This window comes from Agromyces ramosus (assembly GCF_004216665.1).
Taxonomy (GTDB): domain Bacteria; phylum Actinomycetota; class Actinomycetes; order Actinomycetales; family Microbacteriaceae; genus Agromyces; species Agromyces ramosus.
The window spans coordinates 139593-165602 of sequence record NZ_SGWY01000002.1; the positions used below are offsets into that span (position 1 = coordinate 139593).

23 protein-coding genes and 1 riboswitch are annotated in these 26010 nt (G+C 70.6%); of the genes, 18 read left to right on the plus strand and 5 right to left on the minus strand.

Going from position 1 to position 26010, the window contains the following annotated elements:
- Positions 1–195 precede the first annotated feature (195 nt).
- Positions 196–284, plus strand: a riboswitch (glycine riboswitch).
- 91 nt (positions 285–375) lie between these two features.
- From gcvT to EV187_RS07230, 6 genes are all read left to right on the plus strand, one after another.
- The gene (gene gcvT / locus EV187_RS07205; RefSeq protein ID WP_130352413.1) at positions 376–1614 is read left to right on the plus strand and encodes a glycine cleavage system aminomethyltransferase GcvT; all 1239 of its coding nucleotides are present in this window, start codon (positions 376–378) and stop codon (positions 1612–1614) included.
- Positions 1615–1675: 61 nt separating this feature from the next.
- On the plus strand, positions 1676–2047 hold the full coding sequence (gene gcvH / locus EV187_RS07210; RefSeq protein WP_130352414.1) for a glycine cleavage system protein GcvH: 372 nt from the start codon (positions 1676–1678) through the stop codon (positions 2045–2047).
- Positions 2048–2061: 14 nt separating this feature from the next.
- The gene (gcvP, locus tag EV187_RS07215) at positions 2062–4956 is read left to right on the plus strand and encodes an aminomethyl-transferring glycine dehydrogenase (protein ID WP_130352415.1); all 2895 of its coding nucleotides are present in this window, start codon (positions 2062–2064) and stop codon (positions 4954–4956) included.
- A gap of 144 nt (positions 4957–5100) precedes the next feature.
- Positions 5101–5607, plus strand: a complete 507-nt coding sequence (locus EV187_RS07220; protein ID WP_130352416.1) for a sigma-70 family RNA polymerase sigma factor — start codon at positions 5101–5103, stop codon at positions 5605–5607.
- On the plus strand, positions 5604–6305 hold the full coding sequence (locus EV187_RS07225; RefSeq protein ID WP_165391132.1) for an anti-sigma factor family protein: 702 nt from the start codon (positions 5604–5606) through the stop codon (positions 6303–6305). Before EV187_RS07220 ends, EV187_RS07225 begins: the two co-directional genes overlap by 4 nt.
- A 128-nt stretch (positions 6306–6433) precedes the next feature.
- Positions 6434–6946: a COG4315 family predicted lipoprotein gene (locus tag EV187_RS07230; protein ID WP_130352418.1), complete on the plus strand. Its 513-nt coding sequence runs from the start codon at positions 6434–6436 to the stop codon at positions 6944–6946.
- A 64-nt stretch (positions 6947–7010) separates the two neighbouring features.
- Here EV187_RS07230 and EV187_RS07235 read toward each other — a convergent pair whose 3' ends face one another.
- Positions 7011–7202 (minus strand): hypothetical protein, encoded by a 192-nt coding sequence (locus EV187_RS07235; protein WP_130352419.1) that lies wholly within the window; start codon positions 7200–7202, stop codon positions 7011–7013.
- Between the two features lie 138 nt (positions 7203–7340).
- Between EV187_RS07235 and EV187_RS07240 the strand changes: the two genes are divergently transcribed.
- Positions 7341–7799 (plus strand): hypothetical protein, encoded by a 459-nt coding sequence (locus EV187_RS07240; protein WP_130352420.1) that lies wholly within the window; start codon positions 7341–7343, stop codon positions 7797–7799.
- On the opposite strand, the gene EV187_RS07245 is transcribed toward EV187_RS07240, so the two are convergent.
- A complete protein-coding gene (locus EV187_RS07245) occupies positions 7748–8509 on the minus strand; it encodes a CPBP family intramembrane glutamic endopeptidase (protein ID WP_130352421.1) in 762 nt (253 codons plus the stop codon). The genes EV187_RS07240 and EV187_RS07245 overlap by 52 nt on opposite strands.
- Before the next feature lie 206 nt (positions 8510–8715).
- Between EV187_RS07245 and EV187_RS07250 the strand changes: the two genes are divergently transcribed.
- The 6 genes from EV187_RS07250 (at position 8716) to EV187_RS07275 (ending at position 17377) form a co-directional block, all read left to right on the plus strand.
- Positions 8716–10335 (plus strand): peptide ABC transporter substrate-binding protein, encoded by a 1620-nt coding sequence (locus tag EV187_RS07250; RefSeq protein ID WP_130352422.1) that lies wholly within the window; start codon positions 8716–8718, stop codon positions 10333–10335.
- A gap of 184 nt (positions 10336–10519) precedes the next feature.
- Positions 10520–11449, plus strand: a complete 930-nt coding sequence (locus tag EV187_RS07255) for an ABC transporter permease (RefSeq protein WP_130352423.1) — start codon at positions 10520–10522, stop codon at positions 11447–11449.
- Positions 11439–12395: an ABC transporter permease gene (locus tag EV187_RS07260; protein WP_130352424.1), complete on the plus strand. Its 957-nt coding sequence runs from the start codon at positions 11439–11441 to the stop codon at positions 12393–12395. Before EV187_RS07255 ends, EV187_RS07260 begins: the two co-directional genes overlap by 11 nt.
- A complete protein-coding gene (locus EV187_RS07265; RefSeq protein ID WP_130352425.1) occupies positions 12392–14164 on the plus strand; it encodes a dipeptide ABC transporter ATP-binding protein in 1773 nt (590 codons plus the stop codon). The genes EV187_RS07260 and EV187_RS07265 overlap by 4 nt, the downstream gene beginning before the upstream one ends.
- 228 nt (positions 14165–14392) lie before the next feature.
- Positions 14393–16315 carry a translational GTPase TypA gene (typA, locus tag EV187_RS07270; protein WP_130352426.1) on the plus strand — a complete coding sequence of 641 codons (1923 nt, stop codon included), beginning with the start codon at positions 14393–14395 and terminating at the stop codon, positions 16313–16315.
- A 204-nt stretch (positions 16316–16519) separates the two neighbouring features.
- A complete protein-coding gene (locus EV187_RS07275) occupies positions 16520–17377 on the plus strand; it encodes a M23 family metallopeptidase (RefSeq protein ID WP_130352427.1) in 858 nt (285 codons plus the stop codon).
- A gap of 62 nt (positions 17378–17439) precedes the next feature.
- On the opposite strand, the gene EV187_RS07280 is transcribed toward EV187_RS07275, so the two are convergent.
- Positions 17440–18255: an enoyl-CoA hydratase/isomerase family protein gene (locus EV187_RS07280; RefSeq protein WP_130352428.1), complete on the minus strand. Its 816-nt coding sequence runs from the start codon at positions 18253–18255 to the stop codon at positions 17440–17442.
- A gap of 151 nt (positions 18256–18406) precedes the next feature.
- Here EV187_RS07280 and EV187_RS07285 point away from each other — a divergent pair, with 151 nt between their 5' ends.
- From EV187_RS07285 to EV187_RS07305, 5 genes are all read left to right on the plus strand, one after another.
- Complete coding sequence (locus tag EV187_RS07285; protein WP_130352429.1) at positions 18407–18856, plus strand: hypothetical protein; 450 nt, start codon at positions 18407–18409, stop codon at positions 18854–18856.
- Positions 18853–19269, plus strand: a complete 417-nt coding sequence (locus tag EV187_RS07290; RefSeq protein ID WP_130352430.1) for a hypothetical protein — start codon at positions 18853–18855, stop codon at positions 19267–19269. Before EV187_RS07285 ends, EV187_RS07290 begins: the two co-directional genes overlap by 4 nt.
- A 38-nt stretch (positions 19270–19307) precedes the next feature.
- The gene (gene fdxA / locus EV187_RS07295; protein ID WP_130352431.1) at positions 19308–19628 is read left to right on the plus strand and encodes a ferredoxin; all 321 of its coding nucleotides are present in this window, start codon (positions 19308–19310) and stop codon (positions 19626–19628) included.
- 2 nt (positions 19629–19630) lie between these two features.
- Positions 19631–20746 (plus strand): succinyldiaminopimelate transaminase, encoded by a 1116-nt coding sequence (gene dapC / locus EV187_RS07300; RefSeq protein ID WP_130352432.1) that lies wholly within the window; start codon positions 19631–19633, stop codon positions 20744–20746.
- A 167-nt stretch (positions 20747–20913) separates the two neighbouring features.
- On the plus strand, positions 20914–22212 hold the full coding sequence (locus tag EV187_RS07305) for a citrate synthase (protein WP_130353226.1): 1299 nt from the start codon (positions 20914–20916) through the stop codon (positions 22210–22212).
- Between the two features lie 75 nt (positions 22213–22287).
- Here EV187_RS07305 and EV187_RS07310 read toward each other — a convergent pair whose 3' ends face one another.
- Together EV187_RS07310 and dapD are read right to left on the minus strand one after the other, a co-directional pair.
- On the minus strand, positions 22288–24867 hold the full coding sequence (locus tag EV187_RS07310; protein WP_130352433.1) for a penicillin acylase family protein: 2580 nt from the start codon (positions 24865–24867) through the stop codon (positions 22288–22290).
- A gap of 84 nt (positions 24868–24951) precedes the next feature.
- Positions 24952–25917 (minus strand): 2,3,4,5-tetrahydropyridine-2,6-dicarboxylate N-succinyltransferase, encoded by a 966-nt coding sequence (dapD, locus tag EV187_RS07315; RefSeq protein ID WP_130352434.1) that lies wholly within the window; start codon positions 25915–25917, stop codon positions 24952–24954.
- Positions 25918–26010: the final 93 nt, after the last annotated feature.

The following is a 26010-nucleotide window of genomic DNA, read 5'->3' on the forward strand; positions in this document are numbered from 1 at the left end:
GAACCCGGCCGCCCCCCGCGGCCGGGTTGGGCTGAGCGTACAGCCGAAGAATCCTCAGCGTAGAGACCCCATCCGGGGGGTGGCACGGCTCACGACCGCACGCGGGGCGGAGCAACCGCACCTCGCGAGCGGCGTGGGAGCCCGGCCGGCGGCCGCGTCGGATAGGATCGGCGGTACAACCGCACATCGGGCCATCGACGCGTCGCGGGAGAGCCGGATTCATCCGGCACCGAAGGAGCAAGCCTCCCCGCCAATCTCTCAGGTCACAACACCGCGATGACGAGGCCGCTCTGAAAAGCGGATGCCGCGAACGCTGCATCCCGCCGACGGTGAAAGCTCAGCTCCCCACGGGCGCGACGCGAAACTCTCAGGCCCATGACAGAGGGGGAGTTCCCAGCGGCATCCGCCGACCGCCCACGCGACTCTGGAGAACTCGTGACCGACCCCGGCAGCACCGAATCCGGCACCATCGAACGTCGAAGCCCCCTCGACGCGGTGCATCGCGCCGCCGGCGCGTCGTTCACCGACTTCGCGGGCTGGCAGATGCCCGTGCGCTACTCGAGCGATCTCGCCGAGCACCACGCCGTGCGCACGTCCTCGGGCATCTTCGACCTCTCGCACATGGGCGAGATCATCCTGCTCGGACCGGGCTCGGCCGCCGCGCTCGACTTCGCGCTCGCCGGCAGGCTCTCGGCGATCGAGATCGGCCAGGCGAAGTACTCGCTGCTGTTGGCCGAGGACGGCGGCATCATCGACGACCTCGTCGTCTATCGCACCGGCGAGGACCGCTACATGGTGGTCGCGAACGCCTCCAACGCCGCCGTCGTGGCCGACGAGCTGCGGTCGCGCGCCGACGGCTTCGACACGTTCGTCTCCGACGAGAGCGACGACATCGCGCTCATCGCGCTGCAGGGTCCCGACGCACGCGCCGTGCTGCAGGAGACGCCCGGATTCGGCGTCGACGACGGGCCGGGCAACGACGTCGACGACTTCCTCGCGAACCTCGAGTCGCTCAGGTACTACCGCGCGTTCGCGGCCACGTTCGAGGGCGAGCCCGTGCTCGTCGCGCGCACGGGCTACACCGGCGAGGACGGCTTCGAGCTGTACATCGCGCCCGATCGCGCGCCGCGACTGTGGGAAGCCCTCCGCGAGACCGGCGGCGCGCGCGTGGTCCCCGCGGGACTGGCCAGCCGCGACACGCTCCGGCTCGAGGCGGGCATGCCGCTGTACGGCCACGAGCTGAGCCGCGACATCCTGCCCGTGCAGGCGGGTCTCGGGCGCGTCGTCGCCCTCACCAAGGAGGGCGACTTCGTGGGTCGCGCCGCGATCGAGCAGGGCCCCGCCGTGGATGCCCCGGTGCTCGTCGGCCTCGCCGCGGAGGGCCGCCGAGCGGCCCGCGCCGACTACGAGGTGTACGACGGCGAGGGTGCGGATGCCGCCCGCGTCGGCATCGTGACGAGCGGCGCCCTGTCGCCGACGCTCGGCCACCCCGTGGCGATGGCGTTCGTCGCGCCCGCTGCGGCGGAGCTCGGCCGCGAGCTCTACGTCGACGTGCGCGGAACGCGAGTCCCGGCATCCGTCGTCGCCCTGCCCTTCTACAAGCGGCCCGCCTGAGCCCGCCGCCGCACGCACCGCAGCACCGACCGCCAGCACCGTCCACCGCGAGGAGAACCCCATGACCGACCAGACCGAACTCCAGTACACCGAAGAGCACGAGTGGGTGCTCGTCGAGGGCGACACCCTGACGATCGGCATCACCGACTACGCCGCCGAGAAGCTCGGCGACGTCGTCTACGTCGACCTGCCCAAGGCGGGCTCGAAGATCACGGCCGGCAACGTCGTCGGCGAGATCGAGTCGACCAAGTCGGTCGGCGAGCTGTACGCCCCCGTCGACGGCGAGGTCGTCGAGTCGAACCAGGCCGTGGTCGATGCGCCCGAGCTCGTGAACAGCGACCCGTTCGGCGAGGGCTGGCTCATCAAGGTCACCGTCGGCGACCTCCCCAAGCTCCTCAGCCACGCCGAGTACCGCGCCCTCGTCGGCGAGTAAGGATCCACCCCGCGATGAACACCGCCTCCTCCGCCTTCGACGCCGACGCGTTCGGCCGCCGCCACATCGGCACCACCCCGCACGACCACGAGTGGATGCTCGCCGCCCTCGGCTACGACTCCCTCGACGCGCTCATGACGGCGGCGGTGCCCACGGCGATCCGCATGGGGGAGGTGGTCGACTCGGTGATCCCGCCGGCCGCCACCGAGCGGGAGGCCATCGCCGAGCTCGCGGCGCTCGCCGAGCAGAACACGGTGCGCACCTCGATGATCGGCCTCGGGTACTCCGGCACGATCACGCCCGCGGTGATCCAGCGCAACGTGCTCGAGAACCCCAGCTGGTACACGGCGTACACGCCGTACCAGCCCGAGATCTCGCAGGGCCGCCTCGAGGCGCTCATCAACTTCCAGACGATGGTCTCCGACCTGACGGGCCTCGACACGGCCAACGCGTCGATGCTCGACGAGGGCACCGCGGTCGTCGAGGGCATGCTCCTCGCCCGGCGAGGATCGAAGTCGGCCTCGAACCGCTTCGTCGTCGACGCGGACACCCTGCCGCAGACGCACGCGCTGCTCGTCTCGCGTGCCGAGGCCGTCGGCATCGAGCTCGTCGTGGCCGACCTCGACGAGTCGACGGATGTCGCCGCCCTCGGCGAGCACTTCGGCCTCCTCGTGCAGTACCCGGGCGCCTCGGGCAGGGTCTGGAACCCGGCATCCGTGATCGCGGCGTCGAAGGAACAGGGGGCGCTCGTCGTGGCCGCCGCCGACCTGCTCGCGATGGCCGTCCTCACGAGTCCCGGCGAGCTCGGGGCCGACGTGGCGGTCGGCACGTCGCAGCGATTCGGCGTGCCCATGGGCTTCGGTGGCCCGCACGCCGGGTACATGGCGGTGCGCAAGGGCCTCGAGCGGCAGCTCCCGGGCCGCCTCGTGGGCGTGTCGCAGGACGCAGCCGGGCACCCGGCATACCGGCTGAGCCTGCAAGCGCGCGAGCAGCACATCCGCCGTGAGAAGGCGACATCGAACATCTGCACGGCGCAGGTGCTCCTCGCCGTCATGGCGTCGATGTACGCGGTGTACCACGGCCCTCGCGGTATCCGCCACATCGCGGTGACGACCGCCGCGAAGGCGAAGGCGCTCGCCGACGCGCTCGGCTCGTTCGGGCTGACCCTCGCGCATGACGCGTACTTCGACACCATCCGCGTGCACGTGCCCGGACTCGCGAGGAACGTGGTCGCCCGCGGCCGCGAGCTCGGCCTCAACCTGTGGGAGGCCGACGAGGCGACCGTGCACGTCGCCGTCGACGAGACGACCACGGCCGACGAGCTCTCGCGCGTCGTCGAGGCCTTCGGCTTCGACCCGCGCCTCGACGTGCCGGTGTCGCTGCGCGAGCTCCCCGCGAGCCTGCCCGAGTCGCTGCGCCGCACGAGCGCCTACCTCGAGCACCCCGTGTTCAACACGCACCAGTCCGAGACGCAGATGATGCGGTACCTCAAGCAGCTCGCCGACCGCGACTACGCGCTCGACCGCGGCATGATCCCGCTCGGCTCCTGCACCATGAAGCTCAACGCCGCCACCGAGATGCAGTCCGTCACGTGGCCCGAGTTCGCGAACCTGCACCCGTTCGCGCCCGAGGCCGACGTCGAGGGCACGCTCGGGCTCATCGAGCAGCTCGAGAACTGGCTCGCCGAGGTCACGGGCTACGACACCGTGTCGTTGCAGCCGAACGCCGGCAGCCAGGGCGAGCTCGCCGGGCTCCTCGCGATCCGCGGCTACCACCGCGCGAACGGCGACCTCGACCGCGACCTGTGCCTCATCCCCTCGAGCGCACACGGCACCAACGCGGCATCCGCCGTGCTCGCCGGCATGCGCGTCGTGGTCGTGGCGTGCGACGAGCTCGGCAACGTCGACCTCGACGACCTGCGCACGAAGATCGACGAGCACGCCGACCGCATCGCGGCGCTCATGATCACCTACCCGTCGACGCACGGCGTCTACGAGCACGAGGTGAAGCAGATCACGCAGGCCGTGCACGACGCGGGCGGCCAGGTCTACGTCGACGGCGCGAACCTCAACGCGCTGCTCGGCTTCGCCCGGTTCGGCGACTTCGGCGGCGACGTCTCGCACCTCAACCTGCACAAGACGTTCTGCATCCCGCACGGTGGCGGCGGGCCCGGCGTGGGCCCCGTCGCGGCGAAGGCGCACCTCGCGCCGTACCTGCCCGGGCACCCGCTCGCGCAGCGCTCCGACCACTCCGGCGGCGTCACCCACGACGGCGGTCCCGTGTCGGCGGCGCCCTACGGCAGCCCGTCGATCCTGCCGATCTCGTGGGCCTACGTGCGCATGATGGGATCCGAGGGCCTGAAGCAGGCCACGGCCACCGCGGTGCTCGCGGCGAACTACGTCGCCGCCCGCCTGCGCGACCACTTCCCGGTGCTCTACACGGGCGACAACCACCTCGTGGCGCACGAGTGCATCCTCGACCTGCGCCCGCTCACCGTGGCCACCGGGGTCACGGTCGACGACGTCGCGAAGCGGCTCATCGACTACGGCTTCCACGCGCCGACGATGTCGTTCCCGGTCGCGGGCACGCTCATGGTCGAGCCGACCGAGTCGGAGGACCTCGCCGAGCTCGACCGGTTCATCGAGGCGATGATCGCGATCAAGGCCGAGGCCGACGCCGTCGGCCGGGGCGAGTGGCCCGCCGACGACAACCCGCTGCGCAACGCACCGCACACGGCCGAGTCGGTCATCGCGGGGGAGTGGACGCACCCGTACACACGCGAGCAGGCCGTGTACCCGGTGCACTCGCTCGTGCGCAACAAGTACTGGGCGCCCGTGCGCCGCATCGACCAGGCCTACGGCGACCGCAACCTCGTGTGCGCCTGCCCGCCGGTGGAGGCGTTCGCGTAGCGGGCGCCGACGAACGGGCACCGCGGCCTCACGTCGCGACGAAGGAGCGGCGCTCGCGGGGCGGACGCGGCAGCCGCGCGAACGCGGTAGCCTCTGGCTGAACCGCACGGACCCCCGCCTCGTTGTGAAGGCAGGAGGTGACGGATGCCCCCCGACGACGACAGCCGGCTCGTCGCGTTGTACGACGCGCACGGGCCGTCGGTGTGGCGCTACGTCGTGCACCTCACGGGCGACCCGGCCGGAGCCGACGACATCGTGCAGGAGACCCTGCTCCGCGCGTGGCGCAGTCCGCGCATCCTCGCGCAGGAGCCGGCGTCGACGCGGTCGTGGATGTTCACGGTGGCCAGGAACCTCGTGATCGACGAGGTGCGCAGCGCCCGTCGGCGGCACGAGATCGGGGTGGCCGAGACACCCGAGCGGGCGCAGGACGACGCGACCGACGCCCTCTTCGAGAGCCTGCTCATCGAGGAGGCCCTGGCGACCCTCAGCGCGGAGCACCGTGCGGTGATCGTGCACGCCTACTACGGCGGATGCAGCGTCGCGGAGGTCGCGGGCAGGCTCGGCATCCCCGAGGGAACGGTGAAGTCGCGCCTCCACTACGGGCTCCGAGCCCTGAGGCTCGCGCTGCAGGAGAAGGGAGTGACGCGATGAACCCGGATCACGCGCGCTTCGCCGAATGGGACTCCGCCTACGTGCTCGGCGCGCTCTCGCCGGCCGAGCGCCGGGAGTACGAGGAGCACCTCGAGGCCTGCGAGACCTGCCGCCGCTCCGTCGCGGAGCTCGCGCCGATGCCCGGGTTGCTCGCACGACTCTCGCCCGAGCGGGCGGCCGCGCTCGGCAATGACCCCGAAGCCGCCGTCGTGTCGGGTTCGCGGTCGGACCTCCTCGCGGCGGTCCGCCGAGAGGACCGGCGCCGTCGCACCCGTCGTGCCCGCACGTGGTGGATCGCCGCGGCCGCGGCGGTCGTGCTCGCGTTCGTCGCGATCGCGGTGCCGCTGTCGATCCTGCGGCCGTTCGACGCGCACGAGACGGTGGCGTTCGAGTCCGTCGTCGACGTGCCGCTGTCCGCCACGGCCAGGCTCACGCCGGCCGGGTGGGGCACGTCGATCGAGCTCGACTGCCGGTACGCCCAGGATGCGGCATCCGATGCCCCCGCCGAGGGCTGGCCGTACGCGCTCGTGGTGGTCGACCGCGACGGCGTGCGCAGCGAGGTGTCGAGCTGGCGCGCGAGCCCCGGCAGCACCGCGCGCCTGTCGGCCGCGACCGCGGTGGACCTCGATGAGATCGCGTCGCTCGAGATCCGGTCGCTGGGCAGCGGTGACGTGCTCATGCGCGGCGTCACCGAGTGACCGCGGGCCCGTGCCCTTCGGCGCCGGCCGATCGGCGCGTCGACCGGGTGGGATGAACCATCCGGCGGTCGGCCTCGTGGTTCCGATGAGGCCGTGGCCGCGGCCTCGATCAGGAGGAGGGTCTTCGCATGAAGCTGCGCATCGCATCCGGGCTGGCCGTCACGGCACTCGTCGTCGCGCTCGCGGGCTGCACCGCACCCGCCGCCGAGGAGCCGGCCGACGACGCCGGCACCGCCACGGAGTCCGTGGCGCCCGACTCAGAGGAGGCGGACGCCGGCGAGGCGTCGGGCGCGGTCCTGATGACCGCGGACTCGTCGCTGGGCGAGATCGTCGTCGACGGCGAGGGCCTCACGGTCTACATGTTCGACAGCGACACCCAGGGGTCGGGCACCAGCACGTGCGAGGGCGAGTGCGCCACGAACTGGCCCGCCGTCACGACGGACTCCGACGCGCCGGAGGTCGAGGGCGTGACCGGCGAGGTCGGCACCATCACGGGCGTCGACGGCGCCACCCAGGTGACGCTGAACGGCTGGCCGCTCTACTACTTCGCGGGTGACTCGTCCGCGGGCGACACGAACGGCCAGGGCGTGAACGACGTGTGGTGGGTGCTCACGCCGGCCGGCGAGAAGGTCGGCGGCTGAAGGCCGCCCGGTCGGCCGGGTCCGACGGGTCAGCCGGGCCGGCCGGGTCGACGAGCCGGGGGAGCTATGCCGGGCGCGGCGCCGCGTGGCGTCCGCGCTCGGTGTACTCCCGGCGTACGGGTGTCACGACGGCCGCCGAGCGGCGCTCGACGACGCGACGCTCCGCGTCGCGGATCTCCGCCTCGGTGGTGCGGAATCGTCGGTCGGAGCGCCGTGCCGCGAGTCCTCCCGCGGCGAACGCACGTGCCAGGCTCATGGTCCCGTCCCCCATCCGCGCAGCGCCGAGCTGCTGCGTCGAGACCATGGTCGGCGGGGTGGCGCGTCGCGGCATCCGGGCAGTCCCGCCGACGCCCCCCGGGAGTACACTGAGGTTCTCTCGAAGAGGGGGTTGCGCATGATGCCCGTGGATCTCATCGCACTGCTGGGAACGGTCGCGTTCGCCGGAGTCTTCGTGGGGAGCAGCCTGCTCGCCGGCAGCGGATTCGGCCTCGAGAAGCGCGCGTCGCTGCTGGAGCGTCGCGATCCGGGGACCGCCGCGGCGCTGCGCCGGGCGCAGTTCATGAGCGAGTTCCCCGCCGGTGGCGTGTTCGGCGACGAGGGCTTCTCCTCCGTCTGCACGCCGAGCCGGCGCAGTGGGCTCGACATGGCGCGGATCCGCTCCACGGACTCCGACCTGCGCGTGGAGCCGCCGGAGGAGTCCCTGCCGCCGATGCCGGCCACGGTCGTCGCGCTGGCCCGTAGCGAGCACGTGCCGCAGGCGCCGCGCCCGCGGCATCCGTCGACCACGACGCCCGCCAGGGCTCAGGCCGGCGGCGCGAAGAGCTCGGGCCACCAGCCGACCGCCAGCGGGTAGCCGACGAACGAGACGACGTCGATGATCCAGTGCGCGATGACGAGGGGCATCGTGCGGCCCCATCGCGCATAGCACCAGCCGAACACGATCCCCATCGCGACGTTCCCGACGAACGGCCCGAACCCCTGGTAGAGGTGGTAGCTGCCGCGCAGCACCGCGCTCGAGAGGATCGTGGCCCAGCGCCCGACGCCCAGTTCGGCGAACCGCGTGAAGAGGTAGCCGACGACGATGACCTCCTCGGTCAGCGCCGCCTCCAGCGCCCGGAACACGAGGATCGGGACCGTCCACCAGAACCAGTCGGCCGGTGAGGTCTGCACGGCGACGGTGAGGCCGAGCGCCCGGCCGATCGCGTAGAGCGCGAGTCCGGGCACGCCGATCGCGGCGACGAGCAGCAGGCCGGATGCCGCGTCGCGACCTGGTCTGGTGAGGTCCAGCCCGATCCGCCGGAACGGGCTGCGGCCGGGCACCCACAGCAGGTAGAGCACGAGGGCGACGGCGAAGAGCCCGAAGAAGACGTCGAGGAACTGGTAGGTGAAGTCCAGCCACTCGCGACTCGACCGCGAGGGGTTGAGGGCGACGCTCTGGTCGCCGAGCGCGCGCTCCTCGGTGAGCTTCGCCGCGAGTGAGACGATGGAGTACACCGCGGATGCCCCGAGCGTCAACCCCAGGACGATCCCGACCTCGATTCGCAGGCGCCATGCAGTCGACATGCGGTAATCCTCGCACGCGCCTCCCGCGTGCAAGATTCGTGCGTGCTGAGAGCGGTTTCCGCCACGGGGTCCCTTGCTACATTGCGCGTCGGTAACGGTTTCCTCTGGAGTTTGCTTCCGTGCAATGTGCTTCATAGTCTCGATCTACCAAGCGCTCCAGCACGGCCAGAAGTCGTGCTGTCCGAGCACATCTCACAGGAGGAACATTGAAGATCAAGAGATTTGGCGTGGCCGCCATTGCTCTTGCGGCCGCGGGAGCTCTCACGCTCTCCGGCTGCACCAGCGGTGACGCCTCGCCGTCGGCCGGCGCCGGCGACTCGTCTGCCGTCATCACCACGAACGGCAACGAGCCGCAGAACCCGCTGATCCCCACCAACACCAACGAGGTCGGTGGCGCCAAGATCCTCAACTCGATCTTCGCCGGCCTGGTCTACTACGACGCCGAGGGCAACCCGGTCAACGACCTGGCCGAGTCGATCGAGACCGACGACGCGCAGACCTACACGATCAAGATCAAGCCCGACCAGACCTTCACGAACGGCGAGCCGGTCAACGCCCAGTCGTTCGTCGACGCGTGGAACTACGGCGCGCTCCTCTCGAACGAGCAGCTCTCGAGCTACTTCTTCGAGTCGATCGAGGGCTTCAGCTACGACGAGGACTCGGAGCTCACGGGCCTCGAGGTCGTCGACGACACGACCTTCACGGTCAAGCTCAAGCAGCCCGAGTCGGACTTCCCGCTGCGCCTCGGCTACACGGCGTACCTGCCGCTCCCCGAGTCGGCGTTCGAGGACATGGCCGCGTTCGGTGAGAACCCGGTCGGCAACGGCCCGTACATGCTCGACGGCGAAGGCGCCTGGAAGCACAACGAGAAGATCGACCTGGTCGTGAACCCCGACTACGACGGTGGACGCAAGGCCCAGAACGGTGGCCTCGACATCATCTTCTACGCCACGCAGGAAGCGGCTTACGCCGACCTCCAGGGCGGCAACCTCGACGTGCTCGACGCCATTCCCGACGGCGCGCTCTCGACCTACGAAGACGAGTTCCCCGACCGCTCGGTCAACCAGGCCGCGGCGATCTTCCAGTCGTTCACGATCCCGGCGCGTCTGCCGCACTTCGACGGCGAGGAGGGCAAGCTCCGCCGCGCCGCCATCTCGAAGGCGATCAACCGCGAGGAGATCACCGACGTGATCTTCGCCGGCACCCGCACCCCGGCGCACGACTTCACGTCGCCCGTCATCGCCGGCTACTCCGAGGACATCCCCGGATCCGAGGTCCTCGACTTCGACGCCGACGAGGCGAAGGAGCTGTGGGCCCAGGCCGACGCCATCGCCCCGTGGGACGGCACCTTCCAGATCGCCTACAACGCTGACGGCGGCCACCAGGCCTGGGTCGACGCTGTGGCGAACCAGCTGAAGAACAACCTCGGCATCGACGCGTCGGGCGCTCCCTACCCGACCTTCGCCGAGGCGCGCACCGCGATCACCGACCGCACCATCCAGACCGCGTTCCGCACCGGTTGGCAGGCCGACTACCCGGCCCTGTTCAACTTCCTCGGACCGATCTACGGCACGGGCGCCGGCTCGAACGACGGCGACTACTCGAACCCCGAGGTCGACCAGCTCCTCGACGAGGGCCTCGCCGAGACCGACCTCGACGCTGCGAACGCCAAGTTCCAGCAGGTGCAGGAGATCCTGTTCCAGGACCTCCCCGCGATCCCGCTGTGGTACGCGACGGTCAACGGCGCGTGGGGCGAGACGGTCGAGAACGTGGAGTACGGCTGGGACTCGGTCCCGCTGTACCACCAGGTCACCAAGAGCGAGTAATTCTCGTTCAGGGGCGACTCCGGGTTAGACTCTGAGGCGCCCGTGGGGCGGCAGCCATCCGGCTGCCGCCCCACTCCCACGTATCCCCGATGCCAACCCGATCGGCGTAGCATCGAGTGGACGAACTCGCAAACGGTGAGGTTTTTTCAACATGTCAACAAACACGACGAGCGGGGCCTGATCCATGGCCGGCTATATCGTGCGCCGACTGCTCCAGGCGATCCCTGTCCTGCTCGGCACAACCTTCCTGATCTACTTCATGGTCTTCGCGATGCCGGGAGACCCGATCGTCGCGCTCTTCGGCGACAAGACCCCGCCCCCGCAGGTCATCGAACAGCTGCGTGAGCGCTACCACCTGGACCAGCCGTTCATCGTCCAGTACTTCATCTTCCTCGGCAACATCTTCCGCGGCGATCTGGGCACCTCGTTCTCGGGGCAGCCCGTCTCCGAGATCCTCGCCGCCACCTTCCCGGTGACGCTGCGGCTCGCGCTGCTCGCGATCTTCTTCGAGATGGTCGCCGGCATCTCGGTGGGCCTCATCTCGGGCCTCCGCAAGGGCGGCATCTTCGACGCGAGCGCACTCGTCGTGAGCCTCATCCTGATCTCGCTGCCGATCTTCGTCATCGCGTTCGTCGCGCAGTACATCTTCGGCATCCAGCTCGGGTGGTTCAGAACCACGGTGGGCTCGGGGGCGCCGACGCAGGACCTGATATTGCCGGCACTGGTGCTGGCCACGATCAGCTTCGCGCAGATCACCCGACTGACGAGGGCGTCAGTCATCGACACCGACACGCAGGACTTCGTTCGCACCGCCGCGAGCAAGGGCCTGCCGCGCACCCGGATCGTCCCGGTGCACATCCTGCGCAACTCGCTCATCCCCGTCGTCACCTATCTCGCCGTCGACTTCGGCGTGCTGATGGTCGGCGCGACGGTCACGGAGGGCATCTTCAACGTGCCCGGCGTCGGCCGCACCCTCTACCAGGCGATCATCCGCGGAGAGGGACCCACTGTCGTCTCCTTCGTGACCGTCATGGTGCTGATCTACCTCGTGGTGAACCTGCTGGTGGATCTGCTGTACGCCGTTCTCGACCCGAGGATCCGCTATGCCAAGTAACATCACCAGACCCGACCAGCAGCACTACGTCGCTCCGGTCGAGGAGACCCCGCTCGTCGCGATCGACACGGTCAAGGCCGAGGGCAAGCCCTCGAACCTGTGGACCGACGCCTGGAACGACGTGCGCAAGCGCCCGATGTTCTGGATCTCGTCGGCACTGATCGTGCTCGTCGTGGTCATCGCGCTGTTCCCCGGCCTGTTCACGCAGGTGCCGCCGAACAACGACTGCCAGCTCGCGAACAGCAACGGCGGCCCGACCGACGGTCACCCGCTCGGGTTCACGAAGCAGGGCTGCGACATCTACTCGCGCATCATCCACGGCACGTCGACGTCGCTCTCGGTCGGCATCATCGTGACCGTGCTCGTCTTCGTGCTCGGCATCGTCTTCGGCGCCTTCGCGGGCTTCTACGGCGGATGGCTCGACTCGGTGCTCTCCCGCCTCGGCGACATCTTCTTCTCGATCCCCTACATCCTCGCGGCCGTGGTCATCATGTCGGTGTTCTCGCAGTACGCGAACGTGTGGGTGATCTCACTCGCCATCGGAATATTCGCGTGGCCGGCGACAGCACGTGTGCTGAGAGCCGAGATCCTCAGGGTGAAGAACTCCGACTTCGTCATGGCGTCCACGGCGCTGGGCGTCTCGCAGTTCCGCATCCTGGTGCGTCACGTGCTGCCGAACTCGATCGCGCCCGTCATCGTGATCACCACGATCTCGCTGGCATCGGCGATCGTCGCGGAGGCGACCCTGTCGTTCCTCGGCGTCGGACTGCCGTCGAGCACCATGTCGTGGGGCAATGACATCAGCGCCGCGCAGACCGACCTCCGCACGGCGCCGCAGGTGCTGATCCTCCCGTCGATCGCGCTGTCGATCACGGTGCTGAGCTTCATCATGCTCGGCGAGGTCATCCGCGACGCCCTCGACCCGAAGGCGAGGGCGCAGCGATGACCGAAATCGTGAACGGAGCCAACGTGCAGCAGCAGACCTCCGTCGACGTCGGCGAGCGTCCGCTCCTGGAGATCAAGGACCTCCAGGTCGGGTTCTCCACCCAGGACGGCCTGGTCAAGGCCGTCGACGGCGTGAACATCACCCTCTACCGCGGGCAGAGCCTCGCGATCGTGGGCGAGTCCGGCTCGGGCAAGTCGACGACCGCGCACGCGATCATCAACCTGCTGCCCGGCACCGGCCACGTCTCCGGCGGCCAGATCCTCCTCGACGGCCAGGACCTCACCAAGGCATCGCCGAGGGAGATGGAGGCCATCCGCGGTCGCAAGATCGGATTCGTGCCGCAGGACCCGATGTCGAACCTCAACCCCGTGTGGTCGATCGGCTTCCAGGTCGAGGAGGCCATCAAGGCCAACGGCATCGCCACCGGCCGCAAGGAGGTCAAGAAGCGCGCCATCGAGGTACTGAAGCAGGCCGGCCTCCAGGACGCCGACCGGCGCCTGAAGCAGTTCCCGCACCAGTTCTCGGGCGGCATGCGCCAGCGCGTGCTCATCGGCATGGGCCTGGCGGCAGACCCGCAGCTGCTCATCGCCGACGAGCCCACCTCGGCGCTCGACGTGACGGTGCAGCGCGTGATCCTCGATCACCTCGAGTCGCTGACCCGCGAGCTCGGCACCACGCTGCTGTTCATCACGCACGACCTCGGCCTCGCCGCCGAGCGCGCCGAGCAGCTCGTCGTCATGTACAAGGGCCGCGTCGTCGAGTCGGGCCCGTCGGTGCAGATCCTGAAGGACCCGCAGCACCCGTACACGCAGCGCCTCGTCGCCGCGGCGCCGAGCCTCGCCTCGCGCCGCATCCAGGCGACCGGCAGCATCTCCGCCGCTGAGTCGTCGATGGCCGACAACGCCTCGGATGCCGCGGGCGACACGATCGATCTCATCGCCACCGCCGAGGCGCGCGCCGAGCTCGTCGAGGCCGCGGCGTCCGCGCCGCCCGCGATCATCGTCGAAGACCTCACCAAGGTCTTCAAGATCCGCGGATCGGGCGACTTCACGGCGGTCGACGGCGTGTCGTTCCAGATTCCCAAGGGCACCACCATGGCGCTCGTCGGCGAGTCGGGCTCGGGCAAGTCGACCGTCGCGAAGATGCTCCTCAAGCTCGAGGACGTGACGAGCGGAAAGATCGTGGTCGGCGGCAAGGACCTCGCGAGCGTGACCGGCAAGGAGCTGTTCAACCTCCGCAGCCGGATGCAGCCCGTGTTCCAGGATCCCTACGGCTCGCTGAACCCGCTGCGCAACATCGGCAACACCATCGCGGAGCCGCTGCACACGCACAAGGTGGGCACGAAGGCCACGCGCCGCGCGCGCGTGCTCGAGCTGCTCGACCAGGTGTCGCTGCCGCGCACGCTCGTCAGCCGCTACCCGAACGAGCTCTCGGGCGGCCAGCGCCAGCGCATCGCGATCGCGCGTGCGCTCGCGTTGAAGCCCGAGATCGTCGTGCTCGACGAGGCGGTCTCCGCCCTCGACGTGCTCGTCCAGGCGCAGATCCTGCGCCTGCTCGCCGACCTGCAGGCCGAGCTGGGACTGACCTATCTCTTCATCACCCACGACCTCGCGGTCGTGCGCGTCATCGCCGACCACGTCTGCGTCATGCAGCGCGGCCGGATCGTCGAGAAGGCGACGACCGACGAGGTGTTCGACAACCCCCAGGAGCAGTACACCCGCGACCTGCTCGCGGCCATCCCCGGGGCCGGCATCGAACTCGGCGCCTAGTCCGAGGCATCGCGCGAACGCCCGGCATCCGCTCCCGTGGATGCCGGGCGTTCGGCGCTCCCAGCCGAAGCCGTGCCGCGCACGGTAGGCTGGATGGGCGCGCGCCGCCTCTCAGCTTCGCGCGATCCCACAGACCTTCACACCCAGCGCTTCCGCGCTGCCGCCGTGCCGCCCGCCCGGGCCGCGTCGGTGCCACGTGACGACACGCATCACTGAGGACCAACCACCATGGCCAACGCCACCCGCAACGACCTGCGAAACGTCGCGATCGTCGCCCACGTCGACCACGGCAAGACCACGCTCGTCGACGCCATGCTCAAGCAGACCCACTCGTTCGCCGAGCACGCCCACGTCGACGAGCGCGCCATGGACTCGAACGAGCTCGAGCGCGAGAAGGGCATCACGATCCTCGCGAAGAACACGGCCATCGAGTACGACGGCGTGCACGCGACCTCCGCCCCGGTGACCATCAACGTCATCGACACCCCGGGCCACGCCGACTTCGGCGGCGAGGTCGAGCGCGGCCTCTCGATGGTCGACGGCGTCGTGCTGCTCGTCGACGCGAGCGAGGGGCCCCTGCCCCAGACCCGGTTCGTGCTGCGCAAGGCGCTCGAGGCGCACCTGCCCGTGATCCTGCTCGTGAACAAGACCGACCGCCCCGACGCGCGCATCGACGAGGTCGTCGCCGAGAGCCAGGACCTGCTCCTCGGCCTCGCCTCGGACATGGCCGACGACGCGGCGTCCGCCGGAACGGATGGCGACCTCGACCTCGACGCGATCCTCGACGTGCCGGTGGTGTACGCATCCGGCAAGGCCGGCCGCGCGTCCCACAACAAGCCGGAGAACGGCCAGCTGCCCGACTCCGAGGACCTCGAGCCGCTCTTCGAGGCGATCCTGCAGCACGTGCCGGCACCGACGTACGACGACGAGGCTCCGCTGCAGGCGTGGGTCACCAACCTCGACGCCTCGCCGTTCCTCGGCCGCCTCGCGCTGCTGCGCGTCTTCAACGGCCGCCTCAAGAAGGGCCAGACCGTCGCATGGGTCCGGCACGACGGCTCGCACTCGAACGTGCGCATCACCGAGCTGCTGAAGACCAAGGCGCTCGATCGCTTCCCCGCAGAGGAGGCCGGACCCGGCGACATCATCGCCGTCGCCGGCATCGAGGAGATCACCATCGGCGAGACGCTCGCCGACCCCGAGGACGTGCGCCCGCTGCCGGCGATCCACGTGGACGACCCCGCGATCTCGATGACCATCGGCACCAACACCTCGCCGATCGTGGGCAAGGTCAAGGGGCACAAGCTCACCGCGCGCATGGTGAAGGACCGCCTCGACCGCGAGCTCGTCGGCAACGTCTCGCTCAAGGTGCTCGACATCGGCCGTCCCGACGCGTGGGAGGTGCAGGGCCGCGGCGAGCTCGCGCTCGCGATCCTCGTCGAGCAGATGCGTCGCGAGGGCTTCGAGCTCACCGTCGGCAAGCCGCAGGTCGTCACGCGGACGGTCGACGGCAAGGTGCACGAGCCCTACGAGCACCTCACGATCGACGCCCCCGAGGAGTACCTCGGTGCGATCACGCAGCTCCTCGCCGCCCGCAAGGGCCGCATGGACAACATGGCGAACCACGGTACCGGCTGGGTGCGCATGGAGTTCATCGTGCCGAGCCGCGGGCTCATCGGCTTCCGCACCGAGTTCCTGACGATCACCCGCGGCACCGGCATCGCGAACGCGATCTCGCACGGCTACGACGAGTGGGCCGGCAGCATCGTCACCCGGAACAACGGGTCGATCGTGGCCGACCGGGCCGGCGTGGTGACGCCGTTCGCGATCATCGCGCTCCAGGAGCGCATGACGTTCTTCGTGAACCCCACCGAGGAGGTCTACGAGGGCATGGTCATCGGCGAGAACTCGCGCAACGACGACATGGACGTGAACATCACGAAGGAGAAGAAGCTCACGAACATGCGTTCGTCGACCGCCGACACCTTCGAGTCGATGACGCCGTCGCGCCAGCTCACGCTCGAGGAGTGCCTCGAGTTCGCGCGCGAGGACGAGTGCGTGGAGGTCACGCCCGAGAAGGTGCGCATCCGCAAGGTCGAACTCGACCAGACCGCGCGCGCCCGCGCGACCTCGCGCCTCAAGAAGCAAGGCTGATTCACAGGTTGTCGCTGCAACGAGCGGATGTCGCGTGCGTGAAGCCACGGCATCCGCTCGTTTCGTTGCGGCCGGTGCATCGGAAAGCGGATGCCCATTCGCGGAGATAACGGATGGGTAACGGAGGGTTCTCCCAGATTCGGTGCGTACGGTAGGCGAGATTGTCTCGAAACCTCCCCCGATCTGGATACGTAACGCACCTGCATGAGCTCCGCCAAGCACGGCCGCCGCGCCGCCCCCAAGCCCCCCGCCCGACTCCGCACCCGCTCGACCCGTGAATCCGCCCCGCACTCGGCGCGACGCGACGCCTCCGCGACCCCCGCACCCGTGCGCACGGCCCCGAAGCCGCGCACGCGCTCGCTGCGTCCGGCGTTCTCGGTCATCGCGATGACGTTCGTCGGCGGCATGATGATCGCGACCAGCGTGCCCGCGCTCGCGATCACGGCGACGGACCCGGAGCCGCGGGCCTCGGTCTACGCACCGGTCGAGGACTCGATCACGCTCGCGCCGCAGACCATCGAGGTCGCGAGCGAGGCCGAGCTGGAGCCGATGGACAGCGAGGGCTACGCCGTCGAGGCCGCGCCGCCGCCGATCTTCTCGGAGGTCGCCAGCGTCGGCAGCGTGTCGATCGTCGAGTCCGACGCGATCGTGTGGCCCGTCGTGAGCTGGGAGAAGCGGGCGTCGGGCTTCGGCCCCCGCTCGGCGCCGTGCTCCGGCTGCTCCACGTTCCACGACGGCGTCGACTTCAACCCCGGCAACGGAACTCCGGTGATGTCGATCGCCGACGGCGTGGTCGTGCTCGCCACCGAGGACGGCGGCGGACTCGGCGTCAACGTCGAGGTGCAGCACAACATCGGCGGCGAGCTCATCACGAGCTCCTACGCGCACATGCAGTACGGCTCGCTCCAGGTCTCCGAGGGCCAGCGGGTCAGCGCGGGCCAGCAGATCGGGCTCGTCGGGACGACCGGTCAGTCGACCGGGCCGCACCTGCACCTCGAGATGTTCGGGGCCGACGGCGCGCGCTTCGACGGGTTCGCCTGGCTCACCGAGCACATCGGCTGAGTCCACGGCCGGCGACGGGCCGGCGACGACCGACGACGGCCGGCGACGGCCGGCTGCCGGCGTCAGGCGCCGCCGAAGTGCGGCTCGCGCTTCTCGAGGAACGCGGCGACGCCCTCGCGCATGTCGTCGGTGCGGAACGCATCCTCGAAGCCGGCGATCTCGAGCTCCGTCGCGACGTCGGTCGGTTGCCCGGTTGCAGCCACGAGCACGCGCTTGGCGAGTCCCACGGCCGTCGGCGAGTTGACCGCGATCCCGGCGATCGTCTCGCGCGCCCCGGCGAGGAGCGCGTCGCGGTCGGCGAACCGACGTGCGACGAGTCCCGCGGTGACCGCCTCGTCGATGCCGATGCGACGTCCCGAGTAGATGAGCTCCTTGGCGCGCGCGAGGCCGACCGCGCGGGGGAGCCGCACGGTGCCGCCGAATCCGGGGATGAGCCCGAGCTTCACCTCGGGCTGGCCGAAGCTCGAGGCGTCGGTCGCGAAGATCAGGTCGCAGGCGAGCGCGAGCTCGAGTCCGCCGCCGAGTGCGAATCCGTCGACGCAGGCGATCACCGGAACGGGCAGCGCCTCGATCGCGGCGGCGGCTCGGTGTCCGCGTCGCGCGAGCTGCGTCGCCTCCGCGGGCGCGAGCGCCGAGATCGCCCGGATGTCGGCACCGGCCACGAACGCTCGCCCGCCCGCACCGACGAGGAGCACCCCGCGCAGGGCGGGGGTCGCGTCCGCGAGCTCGAGGAAGACCTGCTCGAGCTCCTCGAGCACCGACGCCGAGAGGGCGTTCAGCGCCGCCGGTCGATCGATCGTCACGATGGCCACGCCACCGTCCCGCTCCACGCGCACCGATCGGTCGTCGTCCGGGCCCGTCGTCGCAGCATCCGGCATCGTCATCGATCCTCCCCGGCGGCCCGGCGCCGCACCTCGGACCACGCTACGGCATGGTCGCCGCGATGCGCCGACGGTAGACTCCGACGCGAAGCGGATGCCGCGGGCTCCGCGCACCCCGCACCTGCCTGCACCCTCCCGAGGAGATCGCATGTCCACCATGCCGACCACGTCCCGAGCCGCCATCGCCGTGGCGATCGCCGGAATCACCGCATCGCTCCTCACCGGCTGCTTCGGCAACCCCGGCGACCTGGTGAACCAGGGCGTCGAGGATGCGATCGAGAGCGCCACCGGCGGCGAGGTGAGCCTCGACGGAGACCTGCCCGCGGACTTCCCCACCTCGGTTCCCCTCATCGAAGGCGACATCTCCGTCGCCGCAGGAGCGGGCGGCGCCGAGGGCTGGGTCGTCGTCGTCACCCCATCCGACTCGGGTGACCCGGTCGCCGACGCGGCAGCCGAGCTCGAGGCCGCGGGCTTCACCGAGGACCGGAGCATCTCCGGCGACGGCGGGGGCGCAGCGTTCTACACCGACGGCGAGTGGACCGTGCTGCTCATCGGCCAGGGGTCGGCCGTCTCGTACACCGTCGCCCCGGCGCGGTGAGCTCCGAGGCCGCGTCGCCACCGATGTCGCTGGTGGCGCGGATCGGCACCTCCGCGCTCGCGCTCGTGATCGGCGTGATCTACGGCGCTGTCGCGACGATGGGCCATCGCCATGAGGTGCGCATCGGCGAGGTCGTCATCCCCTGGGGGATCGTCGCGGCGCTCGTCGGGGTGCTGTCGTTGCTCGTCGGCATCCGGCTGGTCGCGGGCGGCCGATGGGTCGCGGCGGCCGCGGCGGTCGGCGTCGTCGGCACGGTGGCCCTGCTGACGCTGCCCGGACGCGGCGGCTCGGTGCTCGTCGCCGGCGACGTGATCGGCACGATCTGGGCCGTCGGGCCGGCCCTCATCGCGGTGCTCGTGATCGCGTGGCCCAAGCTGCCCGAGCGGCGCACCGCGTCCCTCGTCGGCGCATAGACTGGTATTCCAGCCTCCCGAAGGGACAGCGAGCCACCGTGACCTATGTCATCGCCCTGCCGTGTGTCGACGTCAAGGACCGCGCCTGCATCGACGAATGCCCGGTCGACTGCATCTACGAGGGTGAACGCTCGCTCTACATCCACCCCGACGAGTGCGTCGACTGCGGCGCGTGCGAACCGGTCTGCCCGGTCGAGGCGATCTACTACGAGGACGACCTCCCCGAGGAGTGGGCCGACTACTACAAGGCCAACGTCGAGTTCTTCGACGAGGTCGGCTCGCCCGGGGGCGCCGCGAAGGTCGGCGTGATCCCGACCGACCACCCCCTCATCGCCGCACTGCCGCCCCAGGCGCACTGACCATGGCGCTCGGAGCGCTGCCCGACTACCCCTGGGACCTCATGGCGCCCTACCGGGAGCGCGCGGCGGCTCACGCCGACGGCCTCGTCGACCTCTCGATCGGCTCGCCCGTCGACCCGACCCCCGACGTCGTGCGCGAGGCGCTCGCGCGGGCGACCGACGCCCACGCCTATCCGCAGACCACGGGCACGCCCGCCCTGCGCGCGGCGATCGTCGAGTGGTTCGCACGCCGCCGGGGCGTCACGGGGCTCGACGCGGCATCCGTGCTGCCGACGATCGGCTCGAAGGAGCTCGTCGCCCTGCTGCCGTTCATGCTCGGCCTCGGCGAGGGCGACGTGGTCGTGCACCCGCGCGCCGCGTATCCCACCTACGAGATGGGCGCACTGTTCGCGGGTGCACGTGCACTCGCCTCCGACGACCCGCGGGAGTGGCCGGCCGAGACCAGGCTGGTCTGGCTCAACACGCCGGGAAACCCCGACGGCCGGGTGCTCTCCGTCGAGGAGCTCCGGGCCGCGCGCACCCGCGCACTGGAGCTCGGCGCCGTGATCGTGAGCGACGAGTGCTACGCCGAGCTCGGGTGGGACGGCGCATGGGCCGACGAGCCGGTGCCGAGCCTGCTCGACCCCCGGGTGACCGACGGCGACCACCACCACGCACTCGCCATCTACTCGCTCTCGAAGCAGTCGAACATGGCCGGCTATCGCGCCGCGTTCATCGCCGGATGTCCCGAGTCGATCGCCCGGCTGACCAACGTCCGCAAGCACGCCGGCCTCATGCCGCCCGCACCCCTGCAGGAGGCGATGGTGGTCGCCCTCGGCGACGAGCGCCACGTCGACGAGCAGAAGGCGCGCTACCGCGCGCGCCGCGACCTGCTCCGCCCGGCCCTCGAGGCGGCGGGCTTCCGCATCGACCGCAGCGAGGGCGGACTCTACCTGTGGGCCACCGAGGGTCGCGACGCGTGGGACTCCATCGCGCGGCTCGCCGACCTCGGCATCCTCGCCGGTCCGGGCCACTTCTACGGGGTGCACTTCCCCGCCCACGTGCGCCTCTCGCTCACCGCCACCGACGAGCGGATCGCCGCCGCCGCCGAGCGCCTGAGCGCCTCCGTGGCGTCCTGACACGACCTCCTGTGGTGACCGCCAACGGATGGTCCGATGTCTTGGTGGATGCAACAGTGTGCCCGGAGCACGTCTAGGCTGTATTCGGGCCTCGGCCGCTTCGGCCCCGGACCGGAAAGCAGGTGACCGCGCAAGTGACGATCACAGGAGGCGCCGTGAGCGACGTCGTGAACCAGGCGGACGGGCAGAAGCCCGATGGCGCCACCCTGTCGTTCCCGGGCGGCACCGCGGAGTTCCCGATCCGCCGGGCCGTCGACGGAGCCTCGAGCATCGACCTGTCGACCCTGACCCGGCAGACGGGCCTCACCGCGCTCGACTACGGGTTCGTCAACACCGCCTCGACGCAGTCGAAGATCACGTACATCGATGGCGAGCAGGGGATCCTGCGTTACCGCGGTTACCCGATCGAGCAGCTCGCCGAGCAGTCCACCTACCTCGAGGTGGCCTGGCTCCTCATCTACGGCACGCTGCCGAGCACCGACCAGCTCGCCGAGTTCGACGAGAAGATCCGTCGGCACACCCTGCTCCACGAGGACCTCAAGCGGTTCTTCTCCGCGCTGCCGCACACCGCGCACCCCATGTCGGTGCTCTCGAGCGCCGTCTCGGCACTGTCCACCTACTACGAGGACTCCTCCGACCCGCACGACCTCGACCACGTCGAGCTCACCATGGTGCGGCTCCTGGCGAAGCTGCCGGTCATCGCGGCCTATGCGCACAAGAAGAGCATCGGCCAGGCGTTCCTCTACCCCGACAACTCGCTGAGCTTCGTCGACAACTTCCTGCGCCTGAACTTCGGGAACATGGCAGAGCCCTACGAGATCGACCCGACGCTGTCGAAGGCGCTCGACCGGCTGCTCATCCTCCACGAGGACCACGAGCAGAACGCGTCGACCTCGACGGTGCGGCTCGTGGGCTCGACCGGGGCCAACCTCTACGCGTCCATCTCGGCGGGCATCCAGGCGCTCTCCGGACCCCTGCACGGCGGTGCCAACGAAGCCGTGCTGCAGATGCTCGCTCGCATCCGCGACTCCGGCGAAGGCGTCACGAAGTTCGTCGAGCGGGTGAAGAACAAGGAGGACGGCGTCAAGCTCATGGGCTTCGGCCACCGGGTCTACAAGAACTACGACCCGCGCGCGAGGCTCGTGAAGGAGTCCGCCGACGAGGTGCTCGCGGGCCTTGGCGTGAACGACCCGTTGCTCGACCTCGCGAAGGAGCTCGAGCAGATCGCCCTCGAGGACGACTACTTCAAGGAGCGTCGCCTCTACCCGAACGTGGACTTCTACACCGGTGTGATCTACAAGGCGATGGGCTTCCCCACGCGCATGTTCACCGTGCTGTTCGCGATCGGGCGCCTGCCCGGCTGGATGGCGCACTGGCGCGAGATGAACCTCGACCCGCAGACGAAGATCGGCCGCCCCCAGCAGCTCTACATCGGCGAGCCCACGCGCACGTACCCGTCCGCCTGAGGCTGGTGGCCTCGGCCTGAGGCGGGTGCCCTCGCCCTGAGGCGGGTGCCCTCGGCTCGGAGCGGGCGGACGGCGTCAGCCGGCGGGGTCCAGTTGCAGCGTGTCGGCGGCCGAGTCGCGAACGGCGGCCGGCGTGAACGGCCACGGCCGCGTCTCGCCGCGTTGCCAGAGCGGAGCCTGGTCGGCGTAGTGCGGATGGAACGCGTGCCCCGACGCACCGGTGAGGTTGATCCACGTTGACGCGTCGAGGTCGCCGAGGTCGACGATCATCCGCATCGACGGCACCCAGTCGACGTCGTAGCCGATGCTCGCGTCCCAGCCGTTGGCGTTCACGATCGACGAGCCCCCGCCGAGCTCGTACGGACCGCGGTTGAAGAGCCACTCCATGGGGCCGATGCCCGACTCGCCGAAGCTCTGGTTGGTGAGCGTGAGGGTGTGCAGGCGGCCCCAGCGCCACCCGTCGGGATCGCCGCCCATGCGGTCGGACGCCTCGCCCCACGCCTCGTCCAGCGCGTGGGCGAGCATGGCGTCGCGGCCGGCGACGCCGGCGTCCTCGTTCGTCCACCAGCGGGCGCCGGGGTCGCCCAGCAGTCCCGACACGACGCCGAACCACCGGTCCCCGCCCTCGGGGCGCGTGTGCTCGGGAAGCGCGTCGAACATGTCGTCGAGGAGGTTGCGCCAGAACACGGCGAAGTACGCCGCCTGGGCGCTGTCGACGTCGGCGCGCCCGTTCCACCCGTCGAGCAGGTCGGCGCCGCGGGCGGCGTCGCCGTCGAGCTCGAGCCCGGCGATCACGGGGAGCATGGCGTTCGCGTTGGCGTCTGCCGTGTCGAGCTGCATCTCTGCGAGATCATCGGCGGTGAGCTTCTCGCCCGAGGCGATGCGCTCGTCGAGGAGTCGCTCGATTCCCAGGGCGCGGTAGCCGAGGTCCCAGTCCTGCGTCAGCATGGGTCCGCCGTTGCTCACCGCGTTGTTGGCGGTCACGATGTAGCCGCGCGCGGGGTTGAGCACCGACGGCAGCTGCTCGAACGGGACCGTCCCCGTCCAGCCGTTGGCGCTCGTCCAGCCCGGCAGCGGCACCGTGCCGTCGCCGGTCGCGCGCACGGGGATCGTTCCGGGGGCCTGGTAGCCGATGTTGCCGTCGACGTCGGCGTAGACGAGGTTCTGGGCGGGGACGTCGAAGAGCGAGGCGCCCGCCCGGAAGGCGTTCCACTCCTGTGCGCGGTTCACGGCGAAGACGGCCTGCGGCGTGGTCCCCGGCGTCAGGGCGGTCCACTGCAGGGAGAGCTCGTACTCGCCGTCGGGCTCGCCGGTCGCCGCGGGGTAGCCCTCCGCGACTGCGGCGAAGTCCGAGCCGATGTCGGTGACGATCGGTCCGCGGGCCGTCGAGCGCACCGTGACGGTCACGGGGTCCCCGCCAGCGACCTCGATGGTCTCCTCGCGCACGGTGAGGGGCGCCATGGCGCCGTCGAGCTCGTACGTGTCGCCGTCGACGCGCTCGAGGAAGAGATCGGCGACGTCGGGTCCGAGGTTCGTGAATCCCCACGCGATGCGCTGGTTGTGGCCGATGATGATGCCCGGCAGGCCCGAGAACGAGTAGCCGCCGACGTCGAAGGTGCAGTCGTCGCGGAGCTCCGCGCAGTGCAGCCCCATCTGCGCCCAGATCGACGGCATCGCCGGCCCGAGGTGCGGGTCGTTCGCGAGCAGGGGCGTGCCCGACTCGGTGAGGGCGCCCGACACGACCCACGAGTTCGAGCCGAGGTCGCCGCCCTCCGGCCCGAGGAGCTCGGGCACGCTGTCGAGGAGCACCCTGAGCGAGGCGAGGGGCGCCGCGACGGCCGCGGCGATCGCGGGGTCGGATGCCGCGGCGCCGGCGTCGGGATCGGCCTCGGGCGCCGGGGGCGCGACGTCGACCGCGGCGGGAGCGGCAGCCGGCGCCCCCTCGACGATCGTCGGCATGGAACCGAACGCGAATCCGGGATGCAGGCGCGCCACCTCCTCGGGCGGCAGCTCCGCGGCGAGCAGCGCCCGGTCGATCTCGTCGCCCAGGTTCGACCGGAGGTCCCATGCCATGGCCTTCAGCCACGCGATGGAGTCGACTGGCGTCCACGGCTCGGGGGTGTAGCCCGGGTTCTGCATGGCGAGCAGGGCGTACTCGAGCGAGAGATCCGCGCCGTCGCGCTGCGCGAGGTAGGCGTTCACGCCCTCGGCGTACGCCTCGTAGAACGCGCGGGAGGTCGGGTCGAGCAGCGCATACTCCTGCTCGGCGATCCCGCGCCAGTCCAGGGTGCGGATGAAGGCGTCGGTGGCGACCTGCGACGCGCCGAACAGCTCGGCGACGCGGCCGGCCGTGACGTGCCGGCGGAAGTCCATCTCCCAGAACCGGTCCTGCGCGTGCACGTAGCCCTGGGCGAAGAAGAGGTCGTGGTCGGTCTCGGCGACCAGCTGCGGGATCCCGGCGTCGTCGCGGTACACCGTGACGGTCGCCGTGAGCCCGGGCACGTCGATGCGTCCGCTGGTCGTCGGGAAGGAGCGCTGCACGGTCCACCAGCCGAATCCGGCCGCGGCGATGCCGAGCACGAGCACCGTGATGAGCAGGGCGGTCAGGAAGGCGAGGCCTCGGTGCCTGCGGGTGCGCGGTGCGTCGGTACCCACGTCACTCCTTCGTGATGCGCATGGCGACGGCCGCCGACGGGCGGCCTGAGCACACCACTGTAGTCGACGGTGCCCGAGCCCGGGTCAGGCGTGCAGCGCCGCGTTCAGCGCCACCCCGTCGCCCGTGCGCGAGAGCACCTCGACCTGCCCGTTGAGCGAGTTCCGACGGAACAGCAGGTTCGGCACACCCGAGAGCTCGACGGCCTTCACGGTGCGCCCGGCCTCGCCGGCGCCGCCCACGACGACGACCTTGGTGCCGGCCGTGACGTAGAGGCCGGCCTCCACGACCGAGTCGTCGCCGATCGAGATGCCGATGCCCGAGTTCGCGCCGAGGAGGGCGCGCTCGCCGATCGCGACCTTCTGCGTGCCGCCGCCCGACAGCGTGCCCATGATCGACGCGCCTCCGCCGATGTCGCTGCCGTCGCCGACGATCACGCCCTGCGACACGCGCCCCTCGACCATCGAGGTGCCGAGCGTGCCGGCGTTGAAGTTCACGAAGCCCTCGTGCATGACCGTGGTGCCCGGGGCGAGGTGGGCGCCGAGGCGCACGCGCGAGGCATCCGCGATGCGCACCCGCTCGGGCGTGACGTAGTCGAGCAGGCGGGGGAACTTGTCGAGCCCGATCGCGTGGATGCCGGCGCGCTGCAGCGCGGGGCGGAGCCGGTCGAAGTCGGCCGGATGCACCGGGCCCGCGTTCGTCCACACGACGGCGGGCAGGTGCGCGAACACGCCGTCGAGGTTCACCTCGTTCGGACGCACGAGCAGGTGCGAGAGGACATGCAGCCGGAGGTATGCATCCGAGGTGCCCGCGGGTGCCGCGTCCAGGTCGATCTCGACGGTCACGGGCTCGACCGTGACCGCACGGCGCTCATCGCGCCCGGCGAGCATCCTCAGGTCGACCGGGAGTGCGGACGCCCCGCCGACCTCGCCGAGGGCCGGCGAGGGATACCACGTGTCGAGGACGGTGCCGTCGCCGGCGATCGTCGCCAGGCCGTGGCCCCACGCGACGCGACGGGCAGGGGAGGAGGCGGTGTCGGTGGTGGCGGGCATGCCTCCAGCGTATCGGCGCGCGGCCGGCGCGAGGCATCCGTGACGCCCGCGGGCACCGCTCGCACGGGCGCCGCCGACGCCGTCCGTAGACTC

Coding starts and splice junctions, on each gene's coding strand:
- dapC (WP_130352432.1), top strand. CDS start 19,631: ATGGCGCTCGGAGCGCTGCCCGACTACCCCTGGGACCTCATGGCGCCC.
- gcvT (WP_130352413.1), top strand. CDS start 376: ATGACAGAGGGGGAGTTCCCAGCGGCATCCGCCGACCGCCCACGCGAC.
- dapD (WP_130352434.1), bottom strand. CDS start 25,917: ATGCCCGCCACCACCGACACCGCCTCCTCCCCTGCCCGTCGCGTCGCG.
- EV187_RS07265 (WP_130352425.1), top strand. CDS start 12,392: ATGACCGAAATCGTGAACGGAGCCAACGTGCAGCAGCAGACCTCCGTC.
- gcvH (WP_130352414.1), top strand. CDS start 1,676: ATGACCGACCAGACCGAACTCCAGTACACCGAAGAGCACGAGTGGGTG.
- EV187_RS07235 (WP_130352419.1), bottom strand. CDS start 7,202: ATGAGCCTGGCACGTGCGTTCGCCGCGGGAGGACTCGCGGCACGGCGC.
- EV187_RS07275 (WP_130352427.1), top strand. CDS start 16,520: ATGAGCTCCGCCAAGCACGGCCGCCGCGCCGCCCCCAAGCCCCCCGCC.
- EV187_RS07225 (WP_165391132.1), top strand. CDS start 5,604: ATGAACCCGGATCACGCGCGCTTCGCCGAATGGGACTCCGCCTACGTG.
- EV187_RS07240 (WP_130352420.1), top strand. CDS start 7,341: ATGATGCCCGTGGATCTCATCGCACTGCTGGGAACGGTCGCGTTCGCC.
- gcvP (WP_130352415.1), top strand. CDS start 2,062: ATGAACACCGCCTCCTCCGCCTTCGACGCCGACGCGTTCGGCCGCCGC.
- EV187_RS07260 (WP_130352424.1), top strand. CDS start 11,439: ATGCCAAGTAACATCACCAGACCCGACCAGCAGCACTACGTCGCTCCG.
- EV187_RS07220 (WP_130352416.1), top strand. CDS start 5,101: ATGCCCCCCGACGACGACAGCCGGCTCGTCGCGTTGTACGACGCGCAC.
- EV187_RS07285 (WP_130352429.1), top strand. CDS start 18,407: ATGTCCACCATGCCGACCACGTCCCGAGCCGCCATCGCCGTGGCGATC.
- typA (WP_130352426.1), top strand. CDS start 14,393: ATGGCCAACGCCACCCGCAACGACCTGCGAAACGTCGCGATCGTCGCC.
- EV187_RS07230 (WP_130352418.1), top strand. CDS start 6,434: ATGAAGCTGCGCATCGCATCCGGGCTGGCCGTCACGGCACTCGTCGTC.
- EV187_RS07245 (WP_130352421.1), bottom strand. CDS start 8,509: ATGTCGACTGCATGGCGCCTGCGAATCGAGGTCGGGATCGTCCTGGGG.
- EV187_RS07280 (WP_130352428.1), bottom strand. CDS start 18,255: ATGCCGGATGCTGCGACGACGGGCCCGGACGACGACCGATCGGTGCGC.
- EV187_RS07255 (WP_130352423.1), top strand. CDS start 10,520: ATGGCCGGCTATATCGTGCGCCGACTGCTCCAGGCGATCCCTGTCCTG.